The 16,589-nt window shown below is 63.1% G+C and carries 16 protein-coding genes and 3 tRNA genes; 8 read left to right on the plus strand and 11 right to left on the minus strand.

Annotated features, from left to right (window positions below; genetic code table 11):
- Window positions 1-12: 12 nt before the first annotated feature.
- From ACMNAY_RS01955 to ACMNAY_RS01975, 5 genes are all read right to left on the minus strand, one after another.
- A complete protein-coding gene (locus tag ACMNAY_RS01955; RefSeq protein ID WP_418718201.1) occupies window positions 13-858 on the minus strand; it encodes a plasmid segregation actin-type ATPase ParM in 846 nt (281 codons plus the stop codon).
- A gap of 159 nt (window positions 859-1,017) precedes the next feature.
- A complete protein-coding gene (locus ACMNAY_RS01960) occupies window positions 1,018-1,404 on the minus strand; it encodes a DUF6075 family protein (protein ID WP_394977677.1) in 387 nt (128 codons plus the stop codon).
- 708 nt (window positions 1,405-2,112) lie between these two features.
- Window positions 2,113-2,189, minus strand: a tRNA-Met gene (locus ACMNAY_RS01965).
- 102 nt (window positions 2,190-2,291) lie between these two features.
- Window positions 2,292-2,924 (minus strand): histidine phosphatase family protein, encoded by a 633-nt coding sequence (locus ACMNAY_RS01970; protein ID WP_418718187.1) that lies wholly within the window; start codon window positions 2,922-2,924, stop codon window positions 2,292-2,294.
- A gap of 74 nt (window positions 2,925-2,998) precedes the next feature.
- Window positions 2,999-3,622, minus strand: a complete 624-nt coding sequence (locus ACMNAY_RS01975) for a LexA family protein (protein WP_394968259.1) — start codon at window positions 3,620-3,622, stop codon at window positions 2,999-3,001.
- 170 nt (window positions 3,623-3,792) lie between these two features.
- Here ACMNAY_RS01975 and ACMNAY_RS01980 point away from each other — a divergent pair, with 170 nt between their 5' ends.
- The 4 genes from ACMNAY_RS01980 to ACMNAY_RS01995 all read left to right on the plus strand — a co-directional run bounded on the left by ACMNAY_RS01980 (window position 3,793) and on the right by ACMNAY_RS01995 (window position 6,095).
- A complete protein-coding gene (locus ACMNAY_RS01980; protein ID WP_418718188.1) occupies window positions 3,793-4,041 on the plus strand; it encodes a hypothetical protein in 249 nt (82 codons plus the stop codon).
- Window positions 4,042-4,183: 142 nt separating this feature from the next.
- Window positions 4,184-4,270, plus strand: a tRNA-Ser gene (locus ACMNAY_RS01985).
- 35 nt (window positions 4,271-4,305) lie between these two features.
- Window positions 4,306-4,396 (plus strand) — tRNA-Ser (locus tag ACMNAY_RS01990).
- 487 nt (window positions 4,397-4,883) lie between these two features.
- Window positions 4,884-6,095, plus strand: coding sequence for a MalY/PatB family protein (locus tag ACMNAY_RS01995; protein WP_418718189.1), 1,212 nt, complete (start codon window positions 4,884-4,886; stop codon window positions 6,093-6,095).
- A gap of 55 nt (window positions 6,096-6,150) precedes the next feature.
- Here ACMNAY_RS01995 and ACMNAY_RS02000 read toward each other — a convergent pair whose 3' ends face one another.
- Both ACMNAY_RS02000 and ACMNAY_RS02005 read right to left on the minus strand, forming a co-directional pair.
- Window positions 6,151-6,837 (minus strand): peptidoglycan-binding domain-containing protein, encoded by a 687-nt coding sequence (locus tag ACMNAY_RS02000; RefSeq protein WP_394977683.1) that lies wholly within the window; start codon window positions 6,835-6,837, stop codon window positions 6,151-6,153.
- 18 nt (window positions 6,838-6,855) lie between these two features.
- Window positions 6,856-9,507, minus strand: a complete 2,652-nt coding sequence (locus ACMNAY_RS02005) for a peptidoglycan-binding protein (RefSeq protein WP_418718190.1) — start codon at window positions 9,505-9,507, stop codon at window positions 6,856-6,858.
- 144 nt (window positions 9,508-9,651) lie between these two features.
- Between ACMNAY_RS02005 and ACMNAY_RS02010 the strand changes: the two genes are divergently transcribed.
- Together ACMNAY_RS02010 and ACMNAY_RS02015 are read left to right on the plus strand one after the other, a co-directional pair.
- Window positions 9,652-10,533, plus strand: a complete 882-nt coding sequence (locus ACMNAY_RS02010; protein ID WP_418718191.1) for an aldose 1-epimerase family protein — start codon at window positions 9,652-9,654, stop codon at window positions 10,531-10,533.
- 75 nt (window positions 10,534-10,608) lie between these two features.
- Entirely contained in the window at window positions 10,609-11,349 is a 741-nt protein-coding gene (locus tag ACMNAY_RS02015) for a ThiF family adenylyltransferase (RefSeq protein ID WP_418718192.1), read from the plus strand.
- Between the two features lie 59 nt (window positions 11,350-11,408).
- Here ACMNAY_RS02015 and ACMNAY_RS02020 read toward each other — a convergent pair whose 3' ends face one another.
- Entirely contained in the window at window positions 11,409-11,960 is a 552-nt protein-coding gene (locus ACMNAY_RS02020; RefSeq protein ID WP_394968248.1) for a hypothetical protein, read from the minus strand.
- Between the two features lie 168 nt (window positions 11,961-12,128).
- Between ACMNAY_RS02020 and ACMNAY_RS02025 the strand changes: the two genes are divergently transcribed.
- Window positions 12,129-12,785, plus strand: coding sequence for an MBL fold metallo-hydrolase (locus ACMNAY_RS02025; RefSeq protein WP_418718193.1), 657 nt, complete (start codon window positions 12,129-12,131; stop codon window positions 12,783-12,785).
- Between the two features lie 59 nt (window positions 12,786-12,844).
- On the opposite strand, the gene spoIIP is transcribed toward ACMNAY_RS02025, so the two are convergent.
- Together spoIIP and gpr are read right to left on the minus strand one after the other, a co-directional pair.
- Window positions 12,845-13,990, minus strand: a complete 1,146-nt coding sequence (gene spoIIP, locus ACMNAY_RS02030) for a stage II sporulation protein P (protein ID WP_394977692.1) — start codon at window positions 13,988-13,990, stop codon at window positions 12,845-12,847.
- A gap of 63 nt (window positions 13,991-14,053) precedes the next feature.
- On the minus strand, window positions 14,054-14,857 hold the full coding sequence (gene gpr, locus ACMNAY_RS02035) for a GPR endopeptidase (protein WP_418718194.1): 804 nt from the start codon (window positions 14,855-14,857) through the stop codon (window positions 14,054-14,056).
- A gap of 190 nt (window positions 14,858-15,047) precedes the next feature.
- Here gpr and rpsT point away from each other — a divergent pair, with 190 nt between their 5' ends.
- The gene (gene rpsT / locus ACMNAY_RS02040; RefSeq protein ID WP_177522751.1) at window positions 15,048-15,311 is read left to right on the plus strand and encodes a 30S ribosomal protein S20; all 264 of its coding nucleotides are present in this window, start codon (window positions 15,048-15,050) and stop codon (window positions 15,309-15,311) included.
- 117 nt (window positions 15,312-15,428) lie between these two features.
- Here rpsT and ACMNAY_RS02045 read toward each other — a convergent pair whose 3' ends face one another.
- Window positions 15,429-16,568 (minus strand): LCP family protein, encoded by a 1,140-nt coding sequence (locus ACMNAY_RS02045; protein WP_418718195.1) that lies wholly within the window; start codon window positions 16,566-16,568, stop codon window positions 15,429-15,431.
- Between the last annotated feature and the right edge of the window lie 21 nt (window positions 16,569-16,589).

The following is a 16,589-nucleotide window of genomic DNA, read 5'->3' on the forward strand; positions in this document are numbered from 1 at the left end:
TCCCTCACAGCTTCATGGCCACGTCCCAGGCGCGCCAGATGACGGTGCGCAGGTTGCCCACCTTGGCGGCGTCGCCCACGATGTGCACGTGCCGGCCCTTGGCCGCCAGCGGCGCGGGGCGTTACAAAGGCCGTCACGTTCGCCCACGTTGCGCATGACGGTAGCAGCGCCGCCGCCCATCAGGATTACAGGCAGAGTACGCAGGTCAAACCCCGCTTCCATCGCCGCTGAAATGAGTCGCTCAGTGTAAAGTCGGCCCTGCCGCTGGATCAGTTTTCGCGCTTCTTCATCCATGCTGCAGGGCTTTCCGGCAAGGATCCGTTCTACCTGAGCATCCGTCACGGACAGGCCGGTATCCCGCCGCACCTGCTCCTGGATCTCATCCATGCAGCGGATCATGCCAAGTTCAAGGCTACGGCAGGTGGCTGCATTAGGGACATTATTATCCAGCCACATGAGGTCGACTGTCCAGCCACCTATGTCCATAAGCAGTACTGAGGGTTCATCTTTCACCAGCTCAGGATGAAGGGCAATGGCGGAATAGCCCTGGGGGAACATCTTCACACTTTCGATCCTGATTTTGTAGCGTTCCCCTTCGAAGAGGAAGTTCACGGGCTGCCCATTGCGGAACAGGTAGTCGGTGAATGACTTCTTATCTCGTCCATACCGTGCCAGAGGGAGTCCCGCAGCCAAGATCACGGAGCTTTCCGCAGGAAGTCCTCGACAGCGGAGTTCCATGGCAATGGCGGCCAAGGTCAGAATGTAGTAATTTTCATTGATGGTCTTGTCCCTTAAGATCGGTTGCCGGCCCGTACCGCAGACATAGTACTTGCCGCCGATTTGAAGGGTGTTTTCAATGTATAGGGTTTGTGGGCGTAAACCGTCACACCAGCGGGGAAAGAGAAGTGCCTGGTTTTGATGGCGTAGTACCCGTGGTCAATGCCCATGATCATGGTCTCAAGTCCTTTCTCGCATTTGCCTTTATTTCTGAGTTTTTTCTTTCGACCCCGCTCCATCTTATCTGGCCCGACTCATACTGGGGACCTGGGGTTCCTTGCAGTACTCCGGGTACCGAAGCCGAACCGCTTCCAACATGTAGGTTGCATCCGAAGTGGTGAACAGATCGTAAGGCGTCGCGCAGCCATCCGCGTTCCACCCGTTCCAGAGGTTGAACGCCAAGCGGGTCAGGCAACAGCTGCCGCTGGTCTGCCAGCCTTTGTTCAGGCCCTCCGGCCGGATGGCATCCTCCCGGAAGTTGAAGACGTCCTCAATATGCTTCCTGGTCTCGCCGCTGATGCCCATGGTGTAGAAAAACGCCTTGTGGTAGGGATCAAGGCTGCCGGTCCGGCCGAGGCACTGCTCATAGAATTTCTCATGTTCCCTATTTTTGAATTTGATCGACATTTCGTTCCTCCTTCTGGTTCGTTTGTTCAAGGAAATCACCGGCTGGGAAAGACGATGACTCCTGTTTCGGCATTGATGTTTGCATTGCTGGGACTGGAAGAGTGCATTCCGTAGGCATTGATATCTTCTTCCCAGCAGGTAAGTATATCTTGGGGGGAGAGTGTGAGAGGGGGATGACAGCCTTCCACCCCCTGGAGGCCGAGAAAGTGACGCACTTTCCCCTGGGTGGAAAGAGGTATTTCTGCCCAGGTCTGTTAAAGTCTTCGGGAAATAAAAAAAGCGCCTGTATGGATAGCTCCAATACAGACGCTTAAAATCATATGAAAATAGCATTTTCGGCATCCTAAACAAAAATAGGGCGCTCTTTTCTACATGAAATTTTTAGAGGAAAGTGATAGTTTTGTCTCATCATCGGCTCAAAAGCCAGATTTCGAGCAACTATTTGAAAAATTCATAATTTGTTTACAATTTCATCGGGCGAAAAAGTGAAAAAACGTCTCTAAAACTGGTCGAATTAGGTGCAAAAACGGTTAGTCGTTAGTTCAAGTCCTCCCCAAAGCCTGAAAAGCCCAAAAGATATCTTTCCCAAAGCCTGAAAAGCCCAAAAGATATCTTTCAAAATCGCCACTATTTTTTGGCACGAAAAAACCCCGTAAACGGCGTGTTTACGGGGTTTTCCGGTCTTATATCTATTTTGTTAAGACAATATGGTTGCGGGAGGCGGATTTGAACCACCGACCTTCGGGTTATGAGCCCGACGAGCTACCAGGCTGCTCCATCCCGCGATATCAGCGTCCTCTCTTGAGGGCGCTTCATAAATATATCATAGGATGCGGGGGTTGTCAAGGATTTTTTCGCTGCGTGACGAAAAGTTTTCCGTGTTTCCCTCATCCGAGATACTTTTTGGCATACTCGTCTGCCCCATCGCCGTCGTTGGCGGTCAGGCGCCAGCCTCCGGGGGCTGCTGTCTCCCGGGCAAGGACCGCGACACGGCAGTTGTCCAGGCTGACGGACCAGAACTTTTCCAGCGGATTTGCCAGCGCCACTGTAAGCATGGCGTGGAGCGCCGCGCCGTGCCCTGCCACCAGAAGAGTCTGGCCTTCATGCTGACTGGCGGCGAAGGCGAGGAAATCCGCCGTACGCTCCAGCACGCTGTTCAGACTTTCACCGCCTTCCGGCGGCTGGTAGGACGCCGGGTCGGCAAAAAACGGCGCGAACGCCGGGCCCAATGTGTGAGTATCTTTTCCTTCATAGGGGCCGAACGCGATCTCGATCAGGCGCTGATCGGCGCGGATCTTTTCCATCGGCCAGCCGCTGACAAGGGCCGCCGTTTCCATCGCACGGCTTAGGGGGCTGGAATACACCGCGTCAAAGCGCACCCCTTCCAGCCGCTGCCGGGCCTCCTGCGCCTGACGGCGGCCTGTTTCGTTCAACGGGATGTCGGTGCGCCCCTGCAGAGCCGCGCGCAGATTCCAGTCGGTCTGGCCGTGGCGGATGAGATAGAGCTGAGTTTGTGCCACAAAAAGGACCCCTTTCGTTAAAAGGCCGGATTATCGGCCTTTTTGTTTGGTAAGATGCAGATGTAGGGAGGACCTCACCACTTGGCTTTCGTCTCCACCACCTTGCCGGCGATGAAGAGCTTGTCCAGCTCCTCGCCGCGCAGCACCCGCGGTTCGTAGGCCGGGTTGAAGGGCTGCAGCACCACCGCATTGCCCCGAAGAACATACTTCTTTAAGGTGCCTTCGCCCTCGTCGCCGTAGACCATCACGCCCAAATCTCCGTTTTCCAGCGTGGGCTGACGGTGCACCAGCGCCAGGTCGCCGTCGCTGATGCGGGGCTCCATGCTGTCGCCTTTGACCACCAGATAAAAGTAGCTGGACGGGTCTTTCACACGGGCGTATTCCACGCCGTAGTCTTCTTCAAATGCCAGCGCGCCGAACCCGGCCCGCACGGTGCCCACCACCGGGATGGGGCTTTCTTCATAACCGCCGAAGAAGCGCTGGGCGGCGGCCGCAGGCTGGACAGCGGCCAGCCCCAGCAGATCGTCGCTGGAGGTGCCCAGCAGCGCCGCAAGGCGGCCCAGGGTTTCGGGGTCCGGCGAGGAACGCCCGGTCTCCCATTTGCCAACCGCCTGCTGGCTCACTCCCAGCTGCACCGACAGGCTCTTCTGGCTGAAGCCGCTGCGCTTTCTCAATTCCTTTAAACGCTCTGGAAACATGGGCAGTACGCTCCTTTCCTGTATGGCTTTATTATACAACCGTAAGATGTTTTTGTAAAGAAAAATGTAAAAAAAGTTGTTATATTCGCTTGACAACAACCGAAAGTTGTTATAGAATGAAGGCACAGAGACAGAACTTCTCGCTGTGCGGCGTGATGGAGGGAATCGACATGAAAGAAACCGTTTGCTTGATGCTGACGATCTTTGCGGCGCTGGGCGTTGTGATGCTGGGCGGAGCGCTGATTGAAAGCGGCTTTTCTCTGCCCGTGGTTCTTGGGTTGGCCGGGTGCGTTGCGGCTGCGCGCGGTTTCTATCTCCTGGGCACTCAGCCTGCGGGCCAGCCCCGCCGCCCGGCGCGTCGTCACAGCCGGCCGAACCTGCAGCTTGCCGGAAAACCCGACGGCCTGCGGGCGGCCTGACCGACATTGTTTTTCTCCAAAGCGGGCGCTCACCATTGAACGCCCGCTTTTTTCATAAGAAGGCTTGCAAAATCCCTTGACAGGCATGGCAAAGTATGATAATATATGTAGCGCGCCATTGAACGCGTAAGGCGGCCACTATGGAGAGGTGTCCGAGTGGTTTAAGGAGCCGGTCTTGAAAACCGGTGACCCGCAAGGGCCGTGGGTTCGAATCCCACCCTCTCCGCCATTCACAACTGAATCACCTTTCACAAACTTTGCTCTGGAGAAGTACTCAAGAGGTCGAAGAGGCGCCCCTGCTAAGGGCGTAGGTCGGGAAACCGGCGCGAGGGTTCAAATCCCTCCTTCTCCGCCACGTCGCCGCAAGCGGTATATCGCTTGCGGCGATTTTTTTGTAAAAATCACCGCGCGCTCATTCTGCTGCGGCTTCTTTCCCCCTCGAAACTTTGCTTCGCAAATTTTCGAGGGGCCCCTGTTTAACCCCGCACGGAAGTGCGGGGCTTTTCGTTTTGTCTGCCGGGATTTGAACCCGAGCGCCGGAGGCGCGGGCAAAAAATCCGACCGCCGCCTGCGGCGGATGCAGGGAGGATTTTTTGGCGCAGCGGTCGGCAAGGCCGAGGCGGCAGCGTCCGCCGACGGTCGAGCCGGGCACCGCAAGAGGGGCCGCGCTTTCCGTTCCGGCCACGCCGCCCTGAAAGCAACTTGGAACCGGCCGCCTCCCCGTCTTCCCGCCAGTGGCAGCTGCAGCGAGCGTTGTTCCGCGCGGCCGCGGCATTGAAGGCACCGCCGGAATGGAGTAAAATAAAGCAAAGACCATCTTTTGCGAAAGGATGTCAGAGAATATGCAGTACGACTTCACTTCTCTCATCGACCGGCGGGGCAAAGACGCGCTTGCCGTGGACGAACTGGGCTCCGGCAAGGGCCACGCCCCCGCCGCCCCCAAGGAGGGCTTTGACGCCATCCCCATGTGGGTGGCAGACATGAACTTCGCCACCGTGCCCACCGTGCCCCAGGCCCTTGCCGAACGGGCAAGCCACCCTCTTTACGGCTACTTTGACCCCTCCGACGACTACTTCAACGCCATCATCAACTGGCAGCAGCAGCGCAACGGCGTCACCGGACTGACCCGGGAGTGCATCGGCTACCACAACGGCGTGCTGGGCGGCGTGGTCAGCGCGCTGAACGTGGTCTGCTCCCGGGGCGGCAAAGTACTGCTCCACTCCCCCACCTATGTGGGCTTCACCTCGGCCCTCTCCAACAACGGCTACGACATGGTGCTCAGCCCCATGAAACAGGACGAGGCCGGCGTGTGGCGCATGGACTTTGAGGACATGGAAGAAAAACTGCGCACCCAAAACATCCACGCCGCCGTTTTCTGCTCGCCCCACAATCCCTGCGGCCGGGTGTGGGAGCGTTGGGAGCTGGAGCGGGCCATGGCCCTGTTTGAAAAGTACGACGTGACCGTGATCTCCGACGAGATCTGGAGCGACATCATTCTGGAGGGCGGCAAGCACATCCCCACCCAGTCGGTGAGCCAGTGGGCGCGGCAGAACACGGTGGCGATGTACGCCCCCAGCAAGACCTTCAACCTGGCAGGTCTGGTGGGCAGCTACCACATCATCTACAACAAGCGCCTACGGGACCGGGTGGAGAAGGAAGCCAGCCTGAGCCACTACAACGAGATGAACGTGCTGAGCATGCACGCCCTCATCGCCGCCTACCGGCCCGAGGGCCAGGAATGGCTGGAGCAACTGCGCCGGGTGCTGACCGAAAACGTGGACTACGCCTGCCGCTACATCAAAGACCACTTCCCCGGGGTGAAAGTGGCCCGGCCCCAGGGCACCTACATGCTGTTCGCGGACTGCACCGAATGGTGCAAAGCCCACGGCAAGACCATCGACGAGGTGGAAAAAGCCTGCTGGGATGTGGGCGTGGCGGTGCAGGACGGCCGTGCCTTCCACGGGCCCTGCCACCTGCGGATGAATCTGGCCCTGCCCCTCTCCCGGGTGCAGGAGGCCTTTGACCGGCTGGACAAATACGTTTTCAACGCCTGACACTGTGAAAAGCCCCCGGGGCAGCCTGACCGCTGCCCCGGGGGCTTTTATTGTTTCAGTCGATGACGGTGCGGGTGCGGCCGATGCCCACCACCGCGGCGGTGAGCTTCTTCCAGGTGTTGCAGCCGCAGATGCCGTCCACCGAAAGGCCCACCGCGCGCTGGAAGCCGCGCAGGGCGCTCTCGGTGTTGGGGCCGAACTTGCCGTCCAGCGTGCGGGTGGAGTAGCCCAGGGCGTTCAGCGCGTCCTGCAACACCAGCACGTAGGTGCTCACGGCGCCCCGGCGCAGGGTGGGATAGCCGGAGGTGGTGCCGGAGCAGGCGGGCTTGCCGTAGCGGCGGTCGAAGTGGACCCAGGTGGGGGTCATGCTCTGGGGCTCCACATAGCCCCAGGCGCCGGTGTTCTTGGCCGCCTTCCAGATGGCGTTGCGGGCGGTGGAACCCTGGCCCTGGCCCACGTCGAAGGCCACGCCGGCGTAGTGCTGGCTGGCAGTGCCGTGGCCGCCCTCCCAGATGCGCTTGAAGGCATAGCCCACATGGATGCCCTTGCCGTAGCTGCGGCGGGTGAGGTTCCAGGCTTCCATGGCGGCGGTGGTGGTCCACAGGGTGGGGCTGGAGGAGCTGCCCCGGAACTCCCGCACCCGCAGGGTGGTGCCGGTGGAAAAGGGCATGGAATCGCTCTCGTTGAGGTTGTAGGTCATCATCCGGTTGTTGAACGCATCATAAACAAATACTTTGGGCATCGTGATTCTCTCCTTTCGTTACTCAGCGCAGCTTTCGCAAACGCCGGGGATGGGCTGGTTGAGCAGTTCATAAATGCGCTGCCAGGTCTCGCGGTCCACCACGCCGGAGACCGGCAGGCCCAAGCCTTCCTGGAACAGGCGCACCGCCTGCTCGGTGGATTCGCCGAACACGCCGTCCACCGGCACGAATTCCGCCGTGCAGTAAAGCATCGCTACCTCGTTCATCAAAATCTGCAGCTGCATCACCGCGTCGCCCGCGCTGCCCAACTGCATCACATAGCCGGGATACTCCGGGCCGGCGGCCTCCGCGATCTGTTCGCTGCCCGCCGCCGCAAGGCTGAGGAACGTGGCGGTGAGGGCGTCCCAGGCGGCCTCGTCCGCCGTGCCGGTCACCGGCAAGCCGAACTCCCGCTGGAAGCTCTCCAGGGAGGCCTTGGTGGAGGAGCCGAAGATGCCGTCGATGCCGTCCGGGGCCTGGACCTCGTCGTAAAAATAGGCGATGTACTCCAGCAGGAACTGCAGCCAGGCCACATCCACGCCCTGCGCGCCCTGGGCGAGGGTCAGGCCCGGCCAGGGCAGCAGCCGGTAGGCGCGCACCAGGCCGTCGCTGGTGCGAAGGACCTGGCTCTGCTGGTAGAGTTTATCCCAGGTGGCCCGGCCGATGACGCCGTCCTGGGTAAGGCCGAACAGCTTCTGGAAGGCCTTCACCGCCGTTTCGGTGGCGGGGCCGAACTCGCCGTCGATGTTGATGCGGGGAACGGACGGGTAATAGGCGCTCATCAGCACAAGATAGAACTGAGCCTCCCGCACCGCGCGGCCGGTGCTGCCCACCCGCAGCGCCGTGCCGGGATAGGTGCCCGGGCGCTGGTTCGGGTCCAGCAGCTCGTTGGTGACGTCGGCGTAGATCTCGTAGAGCTTCTGCCAGGTGGCGGGGCCCACCACGCCGTCGGCGGTGAGGCCGAACTGGCGCTGGAAGGCTTTCACCGCCGCTTCCGTGCCGGAGCCGAAGATGCCGTCCACCGCCGGGCTGGGGATGGAGGAGAAGTTGGTGGCGGCGATGCGCAGCCAGAACTGCACCTTTCGCACCGCGTCGCCCCGGCTGCCCACCCGCAGCGGGCTGCCGGGATAGCCGTTGTCCGACTGGTTGATGTCGCTCTCCAGGCTCTGGTACTGGTCCCAGATGGCGTCCCAGGTCATGCGGCCCACCACGCCGTCGGCAGTCAGTCCGTTCTCCGTCTGGAAAGCCTTCACCGCCGCCTCGGTGCCGGCGCCGAAGATGCCGTCCACCGCCAGATCGCGCAGGTTCGGGTCGAACTCCGCCAGCTGCTGCAGCCAGAACTGCACCTGCTCCACGCTGGCGCCCCTGTCGCCCCGGCGCAGCGGGGTGCCGGGGTAGCCGCTGCCGGTGATGGTGTCCTGGCTGCCGGTGGGTTTTTCGCCCTCGCTGGTCAGCTCCGCCAGCTTCTTTACGCTGACGTAGATGTAGCTGATCTTATACCAGGTGGAACGGCCCACCACGCCGTCGGCGGTGAGGTTGAAGTGTTTCTGGAAGGCCTTCACCGACGCCTCGGTGGCCGCGCCGAACACGCCGTCGGTGCCGGGGTTTCCGAAGGCGGGGTAGTTCTTGGCGATGCGGGTGAGCTGGCGCTGGATGATGCGCACCGCCTCGCCGGTGTCGCCCCGGCGCAGAGCCGTGCCCGGATAGCTCTGGGGGATGCCCTGGATGTTGTTGGTGCGCACGATCTCGATGTCGTTGCCGTAGTAGTAGCGCAGGATCTGCAGGGCGTTCTTGCCCTCGTTGGCCCGATCCACGGTGCCCCACTGCTTCATGCCCGGGCAGCTGACGGTCTTGCCGTCGCAGTACTCGGTGTAGTAGGGCTCCACCGTGCCCTGACGGCGCACATAGGTGTTGAAGATGTCGTCGGTGATGCGCTCCATGGGCTCGAAGATCTCCCGCCCGTGGACGTAGTACTGGTCGTAGCTGGTGGAGTTGGTGATGTTGAAGTTGTAGCCCTTGCTGGGGTACCACTCGGTGAAGATGCGGTTGAGCGCAAGGCTGATCTGGGCGTGGATGTTGGCCCGCAGCGCCTGCTCCGGCCAGGTGGGATACACCTCGCTGGAGGCCACGTTGGCGATGTACTTGCGGAAACTCACCGTCACGTTGCGGGCGCTGACCGCCGGCTTGCCCAGATGGACGGTGATGGTCTCGGGGATGATGGGCACCGTGAGCACCCGCGGCTCGCACAGCTGCACCGGCGCGCTGCTGGAGGCCTCGCTGCCGGGGCTGTAAAGGTGGTGGGGCGGCACGTCGAAGGTGTCCGGCAGGGGTGCGGGCGCGCCCAGCCGCTGCATGGGGCGCAGTTCCAGCTCGGCCAGCGTCACCTGCCCCGCGAACAGCTGCAGGCCGTTCAGCGTCAGGGTCTGATAGCCCTCCTTGTCCGCCGTCAGATCCCACACACTGTAGGGCCGCTGGGTGGCGTTCTCGTCCAGCGAGAGAGAGGCGGGCGGCGCGGGCAGCTCCAGATCCAGGGCGTTGCCCTCGTCGTCGGTGAAGAATTCCATTTCCTGTGCCGACGGCTGGTCGGCGTTGCGCAGGCGGATGCGCACATTGGTCACCGGCGCGCTTTCCCGCGCCGCGTAGGTCTGCACCCGCAGGGTCCCGTTACACATAGGCTGATGCTCCTTTTCGTCAAGATGGAAGGGCGGCTGACCTACCTTATTCACCGGCGCGGCGGGCCGTTCCTCTTGGCTTTTGGGGCAAAGTGTATTATACTGATTGCAACAGAGCCTTCCCATTGAAAGGAGCCGAAGAAAATGCGTTATACTGTGGAAAATGAATTTTTGCGCGTGGAGGTGGAAAGCCTCGGCGCGGAGCTGGCCAGCGTGGTGGACAAGGCCACCGGCGCGGAGATGCTGTGGCAGGGGGACCCGGCGGTGTGGCCCCGGCGCGCGCCCATCCTCTTCCCCTACTGCGGCAAACTGGTGAACGGCAGCTTCACGGTGGAGGGCAAACAGTACGCCGGCGGCCAGCACGGCTTTGCCCGGGACCTGGAACACGAGTTTCTGGGCTGCGACGGCACGGCGCTGCGCTTCCGCCTTGCCAGCAGCGCCGAGACCCTGGCGCTGTTCCCCTTCGACTTTGTGCTGGAGAGCACCTACGCCCTGGAGGGCCGCACCCTGCGCCACACCCTGGCGGTGACCAACTCCGGCGCGAAGGAGCTGCGCTTCGGCATCGGCTATCACCCCGGCTTCAACCTGCCCTTTGACGACAAACACACCACCGAGGACTACGAACTGCGCTTTGACACGCCTCAGACCCCCATCGTGCAGGAAGTGGAGGCCGGCTATCTCACCGGCGGCACCCATCCGATGATGGAGAACAGCGCGGTCATCCCCATGGACGACCGCATGTTCGACAACGATTCCATCTGCATGGGCGGGCTTTCCGCCAAGACCCTGTGCCTGGTGGAAAAGGACACCGGCCGGCGCATCAGCTTTGACATCGAGGGCTATCCCTACACGCTGATCTGGAGCTCCGTGGGCGACCCCAAGCTCCACTTCCTCTGCGTGGAGCCCTGGCGCAGCCTGCAGGACAAGGCGGACGCCACCGGCGACTGGGCCGACAAGCCCTGCGCCGCCGCCCTGGCCCCCGCCGAAAAGTGGGACACCACGCTGGCAATCACCTTCCAGCGCTGAGCCATTCAAACTACGGCGCCGTGCGCGGAGCACCCGCGCACGGCCTTTTCATTCTTTCGACCAAGGAGGTTTCTTATGTCCACTGCCTTTGAGAGCCGCACCGCCATGCTGCTGGGCGAGGCGGGAGTGGAAAAACTGCGCCGCGCCCATGTGGTCCTGTTTGGCCTTGGGGGCGTGGGCGGCTATGTGGCCGAGGCGCTGGCCCGGGCCGGGGTGGGCGCGCTGACCCTGGTGGACGACGACCGGGTGGCCGAGAGCAATCTGAACCGCCAGATCATCGCCCTCACCTCCAACGTGGGCTGCTTGAAGACCGAGGCCGCCGCGGCGCGGGTGCGGGCTATCAACCCCGCCTGCAAGGTGGTGGAAAAAGCGGTGTTCTACACCCCCGAAACGGCGGACCAGGTGCCGCTGGACGGCGCGGACTATGTGGTGGACGCGGTGGACACCGTGACCGCCAAGCTGGAGATCATCGCCCGGGCCCGGGCGGCGGGGGTGCCGGTGATCAGCTGCATGGGCACCGGCAACAAGCTGCACCCGGAACTGCTGCGCCTGTCGGTGCTGGAAAAGACCGAGGGCTGCCCGCTGGCCCGGGTGATGCGGCGGGAGTGCCGCGCCCGGGGCCTTAAGAACGTGCCGGTGGTCTACTCCCCCGAGCCGCCCCGCGCCCTCGCGGCGGGCCCGGCGGAGGAGGGCCCCGGCCCGGAGCGTTCCGGCGCGCCCCGGCGCCAGACCCCCGGCAGCGTGAGCTTTGTGCCCGGCGCCGCCGGCCTCATTCTGGCGGGCAAGGTCATCCGGGACATTGCCGGCGCGGAATAAACAGAAAGCGGCCCGGGGCCTGCGCAGATGCAGGCTCCGGGCCGTTTCGATTTTGTGATTTACGCCGCCGAGGTGTCCTCGTCTTCCAACGCATCCGCCTGGGCAAGGCCGGCGATGGTCAAACCGCCGCTCATGTAGTGGCTGCCGCCGTCGTAGGCAAGGCCGATCTTGTAGCGGGCGCCCGCCTCCAGGCCGGTGAAGGTGCCGGTGCGGCACTCGCCGTCGGCGGTGAAGTACATGGTGCCGCCGTCCACATATTCGCGGCCGCCGTAGGTCTCCTTCCAAAGGGTCACACGGTAGGCAAAGCGGGTCTCACTGGTGGTGGTGGCGCTGCTGGTGATGGTGATGGTATCGCCCGCGGGGGTAAAGTAGCCGCTGGTGCGGGCCTGCACGCCGTTGAACACCATGTAGAGGGTATCGCCCACGATGGTGGAGGCCAGGGTGGCGGACGTATCCAGACCTTCCTCCGGCCAGGTGATGCTGCCGCCGGGCTGGGCCTCGTTTTTGGTGGTGGTCTCGGGCTCTTCCTCGCTGGAGCCGCAGCCGGGCAGCAGGGTGAACGCCATCACCAGAGCCAGCGCCAGCGCGCACAAACGGGTCTTGCGCTTCATAGTCTACCTCCGTACGGCGGCCGGCTTTGACAAACCCGCGCGCCGTGTTACAATAAAGTCATGCGGACCGCCCGCCGCCGGCCAGGGGCGCGGCGAAGGGTGGATACTGTTTTATTATAATCCAAAACGGGCCGTCTTACAAGGCCAACCGCCCCGAAAGGAGTTTTTATGATGGATGCCCTCGCCTGTGTGGATCTTGTGCGCCATGGCATGGTGCGCTTTCGCGTGCCCGGCGGGCCGGTGGTGTATGTGGACCCCTTCCAGCTGGAAAAGGCCCCCCACGACGCGGATCTGATCGTGGTGACCCACAGCCATTCCGACCATTTTTCTCCCGACGATCTGCGGAAGGCCGCGGGGCCGGACACCTGCTTCGCGGTGACCGCGCCGGTGGCCGACTGGCTCACGGGCGAGCTGGGAGTGAACCCGGCCTACATCAGCCTGCTGACCCCCGCCGCGCCGGATCTGGTGTTTGAGTGCGGGGCGGCGCTGACGCCTCTGCCCGCTGAGAACAAGAACCATCCTCTGGGCTTCGGCTTCGGCGCGCTGCTGGAAATGGGCGGCTTCACCTATTATGTGGCGGGCGACACCGACGTGCTGGCCGACGTGGCCTGCGACGTGCTGTTCGTGCCCTGCGACGGGCAGTACAACATGCTGCACTTTATGGACCAGGTGCCCGCCCAGCTGGCCGCCATGGACCACAAGCCCGGTGTGGTGGTGCCCTATCACTACGCCGGCTACATGGAGGGCTCCGACGAGAACGGGCCCCGGCTGGCGGAAAAGCTCAAGGAACTGGGCTACAATGTACGGCTGCTCTGCCGGCCGTGAAAAACGGACGCAAAGCGGGCGGCGGCTCCCATTTTGGGAACCGCCGCCCGCTGTTTTTCTTATGCGCCGGTGGTGAAAAGGCCCACCAGCGCCTTGCCCACCAGATGGCCGGAGTAGACCGCTTCTTCCAGGGTGTTGCCGTGGCTGCCCATCTCGATGAGCAGGCTGCCGGTGGTCAGGTCCTGGTTGTAGTAGCGGTAGTCGAAAAGCACCGGCCGGGTCAGCCCGGGGTAGCGGCTCTCCATGGCGCTCTCCCACTTTGCCGCGAAGGCCAGGTTCTGCTTGAAGTTGGGCAGGTTGCCGTTTTTGTCCGCCCCGCAGATGATCATCACCTGGGCCGCCGTTTTGCCCTCCACCTCCGCCACCGCCTTCACCCGGGCCCCGTCGGTCTCGATGGCGTCCCGGTGGACGTCCAGCACCACTTTGATGCTGGGATACTGTTCCAGATAGCTGCGCACGGTGGCGTTGCTGCGCTCGTAACTGCCGTTGTAGCTGGGGTAATCGTGGAGGGTGGCGTCCTGCAGCGTCACGATGCCCGCCGCGCTCAGCTCCTCGGCGATGGCCGCCCCCACCGCCACCATGTTGAGGCTGGTGTCGGTGCGGCGGCTGGTGTACTCCGGGTCGAACCAGCCCAGGTCCTCCAGCTCATAGCTCTCGGTGGCGTGGGTGTGCATGATGAGCACCTGGGGCTCCGAGGAACCCACTTCAATGCTGAAGGGCAGCGGCCCTGCCGCCGCCTCGGCCACCTCGGCGGCGGAGAGGCTGGTGCAGTTCTTGATGGTGCCCGCCGCGCAGGGAATGTAGGCCGCGCCGCTGCCCTGCTCATAGTGGGCGCTCACCACGGTGCCCATGCCCTCGGGGGGCGGGCCGGGGGTGGGGGCGGGCTCGGCCTGCTCCTGCGCCCCCTCCGGCTGAGGCTCCGGGGTGGCCGCGGGCAGCAGCTCCTCCGGGGCGGGGGTGGTGAACACCGGCGGGCTTTCCGCGTCCTCCACTTCGGTCTGGGCGGCGGGCAGGGCCTCCTGGCGGAAGAGCCGGTCCGCCGCGCCGATGGCCGCCGCCGGGCTGGCCAGCAGGCTGCCCGCCACCGCAAGGCTGCCCGCCAGGTCCGGCACGCCGGCATACCGCCCCGCGCCCATGGCGGCCGTGCCCACCACCGCCGCCAGCGCCAGCGTGCCCAGCCGCCGCAGCGTTTTGGAATGTGCCAACGGCTCCGCCCCCTTTTCATCGTCCTGCAGAAAGGATATGCGCCGGGAACGGCGTTCATGCCCTCAGTTGGCCAGATAGCAAAGCTCGGCGATGGAAAGCCGCTGCTGCAGCGCCTTGTTCACCGCCAGGGCCAACAGCTCCGCCCCCCGTTTCACCACATCGTCCAGCTGACGGGGAGTAACGACGCACCCCGGGCGGCCCAGCAGCTCGTCCGCCTCCATCATGGTGGGGATGCCCACCGCCAGCACCGGCACCCCCAGCATGGCCCGGGTGAGGCATTTGCCGCTCTCCGGCCGGGCGGGGCACAGGCCGGTGTCGCTGATCTGCACCGTGCGGCCCATGCGGGCGGGGTCGGAGGTGCACAGGCTATCGATGCAGAGGATGGCGGCGGGCTTCACCGCCCGCACCAGCCCCGCAAGCATCTGGGCCAGAGGGATGCCGGTGGCCCCCGACGCCCCGGGCGAAACACAGCACACCTCCCGCAGGCCCAGCGCGGCGGTGCGGCTGTCCGGCGCGATGCCCCGGGTCACCAGCACGCTGCCCGCCGCCCGGGGGCCCAGAGCGTCGGCGGTGACCCGGCGGTTGCCCCCCCCCACCACCAGCACACTGCCCGTTTCGGGCAGCATGGCCCGCAATTCGCCGGCCACGGCGCTGACGTAGCGCTCGTCTTTGGTGTCCGCCACGGCAAGGCTTGGCATCTCCAGCGTGGAGTAGCGCCCCGCCGGGCGGGCGAGGCCGGCGCGGGTGATCTGCACACGAGTGAGGGTGATGGGCCCGGAGCGGGCGGTGAACAGCTTGACCCCGCCGGGCACCTGCCCTTTGGAGGGGCCGTAAATTTCGTCGGCGATGTCGGTGTAAACGGACATGAAAAAGCACCTCGCAGCGGTATGAAGTGGACGCCGCCCGCGCCCTTTTTGCGCGGCGGGGCCCCATAAAAGTGTGGCCCGGCTTTCCGCCGCCCATACCGGCGGAAAAAAGTTTAAAAAACGCTTGCAAGCGCCGCACAAATGTGGTATTATAAATTGCACTGTTATGGGTAGTAAGGAGGTGGTACGAATGCCTAACATCAAATCCCAGAAGGATCGCGTGGTCCAGTCCAAGAAGGAAGCCCTTCACAACAAGGCGATCAAGTCCAACCTGAAAACAGTCGTCAAGAAGGCAAACGCTGCCATCGCCGCGAATGCCGCTGACAAGGACGCCGTTGTCAAGGTGGCTGTCTCCACCATCGCCAAGGCGCAGAGCAAAGGTGTGGTCCATAAGAACACCGCTGCCCGCAAGATCAGCCGCATGGCGAAGCGCGCGAACAAGGCCAACGCCTGATTTTTCCAGACGAAAACAAAGACCTGCCGGTTTAGGCGGGTCTTTTGTTTTTTTGTTCCTGCAAAGAAAAAGCCGGCCCCCGAAGGTTTCGGGGGCCGGCTTTTGCCGTTTTGGGGGTCAGTTGGCCGCGGAGGAAGAAGAAGCGGAGGAAGAGGCGTCCAGCTCCTGCTGGCCCTCTTCGGCGGCTTCCATCACGCTGCCCATGGTGCGGCCTTCGTCCACGTTCATGCCGGAAATGTACTCATAGCCGGTGGCAAGGCCCAGCTCCTCGGCGGGCACCGGCTTGTCCGGGCTGCGGAAGTGCTCGTTGAGGATGCGGGCGCAGTTCTCCCGGTCGGTGTAGTACACCCAGGTGTGGCCGTTGATGTGGGCCGCACCGCCGGGGGCGCGCACGATGAAGATGTTCTCCGGCTCAATTTTGAGCATGGTGTCGTACAGGCCCCAGATGTCGGTGATGTCCAGGCTGGTGTTGATGTAGTGGGCGATGAGCTTGCAGGTGGTGTAGTAATCCGCCAGGGTGTAGTCCTCCAGGAAGGTCTTGACCAGGGCGGCGTAGAAATACTGCTGGGTCTCCAGACGCTGATAGTCGGCGGTGGCGTAGTTGCGGTTGCGCAGGATCAGCTCGGCGGTGTCGCCGCTGATGAGATGGGTGCCCTTGGGGCAGACCAGGTCCTCCTTGCCGGTGTCCTTGTCCACGGTGATGATGTCCCAGGGAACGTACATCTCGATGCCGCCCATGTTGTTCAGCATGGTCTTGAAGGCGGCCATGTCGATGGTGACATAGTCGTCCACCGGCAGCTTGTAGAGCTGGTAGATCATGTTGGCGATGTTGTTGATGAGGTTCTCCTGATCGGGGCCGTTGGCGTAGACCTCGTTGATCTTGCCCTCGATGGCCTTTTTGCCGCCGCCCATGTCCTCGCCGTAGTAGGTGTCACGGGGGATCTGGAAGGCGTTCACAGTGCCCGCGTCCCGGTCGATCTGGACATAGAGGATGACGTCGGTCATGCCCTTGCCTTCGGCGTAGTCGCGGTCGGTGTCGTAGTCGATGCCCAGCAGCAGCAGGTTGTAGGTGCGGTCGCCCTCAGACGCCAGGTCCGGGTCCTTCACCTGATTCAACTGGCCGGCTTCGCCCTCGTCCAGAGCGGGCGCCACCTGGCTGTACATATACCACAGGGTTCCGCAGGCGGCCAGCAGCGCCACCGCCAGCACGATCAGCGCCAGCTTGAGGGCGTTGCGTTTTTTCTTTGGCTTGTTCAAAGGGTCGTTCCCTCGCTTTCG

The sequence above is a fragment of the Candidatus Allofournierella merdipullorum genome, assembly GCF_048426865.1.
Lineage (GTDB): Bacteria > Bacillota > Clostridia > Oscillospirales > Ruminococcaceae > Allofournierella_A > Allofournierella_A merdipullorum.

What these genes read in the sequence shown, in the direction of transcription:
- ACMNAY_RS02025 (WP_418718193.1), top strand. Translation starts at nt 12,129, where the DNA reads ATGATGGATGCCCTCGCCTGTGTGGATCTTGTGCGCCATGGCATGGTG.
- ACMNAY_RS02020 (WP_394968248.1), bottom strand. Translation starts at nt 11,960, where the DNA reads ATGAAGCGCAAGACCCGTTTGTGCGCGCTGGCGCTGGCTCTGGTGATG.
- ACMNAY_RS01995 (WP_418718189.1), top strand. Translation starts at nt 4,884, where the DNA reads ATGCAGTACGACTTCACTTCTCTCATCGACCGGCGGGGCAAAGACGCG.
- ACMNAY_RS02010 (WP_418718191.1), top strand. Translation starts at nt 9,652, where the DNA reads ATGCGTTATACTGTGGAAAATGAATTTTTGCGCGTGGAGGTGGAAAGC.
- ACMNAY_RS02005 (WP_418718190.1), bottom strand. Translation starts at nt 9,507, where the DNA reads ATGTGTAACGGGACCCTGCGGGTGCAGACCTACGCGGCGCGGGAAAGC.
- ACMNAY_RS01975 (WP_394968259.1), bottom strand. Translation starts at nt 3,622, where the DNA reads ATGTTTCCAGAGCGTTTAAAGGAATTGAGAAAGCGCAGCGGCTTCAGC.
- ACMNAY_RS01960 (WP_394977677.1), bottom strand. Translation starts at nt 1,404, where the DNA reads ATGTCGATCAAATTCAAAAATAGGGAACATGAGAAATTCTATGAGCAG.
- ACMNAY_RS02015 (WP_418718192.1), top strand. Translation starts at nt 10,609, where the DNA reads ATGTCCACTGCCTTTGAGAGCCGCACCGCCATGCTGCTGGGCGAGGCG.
- gpr (WP_418718194.1), bottom strand. Translation starts at nt 14,857, where the DNA reads ATGTCCGTTTACACCGACATCGCCGACGAAATTTACGGCCCCTCCAAA.
- ACMNAY_RS01980 (WP_418718188.1), top strand. Translation starts at nt 3,793, where the DNA reads ATGAAAGAAACCGTTTGCTTGATGCTGACGATCTTTGCGGCGCTGGGC.
- rpsT (WP_177522751.1), top strand. Translation starts at nt 15,048, where the DNA reads ATGCCTAACATCAAATCCCAGAAGGATCGCGTGGTCCAGTCCAAGAAG.
- ACMNAY_RS02000 (WP_394977683.1), bottom strand. Translation starts at nt 6,837, where the DNA reads ATGCCCAAAGTATTTGTTTATGATGCGTTCAACAACCGGATGATGACC.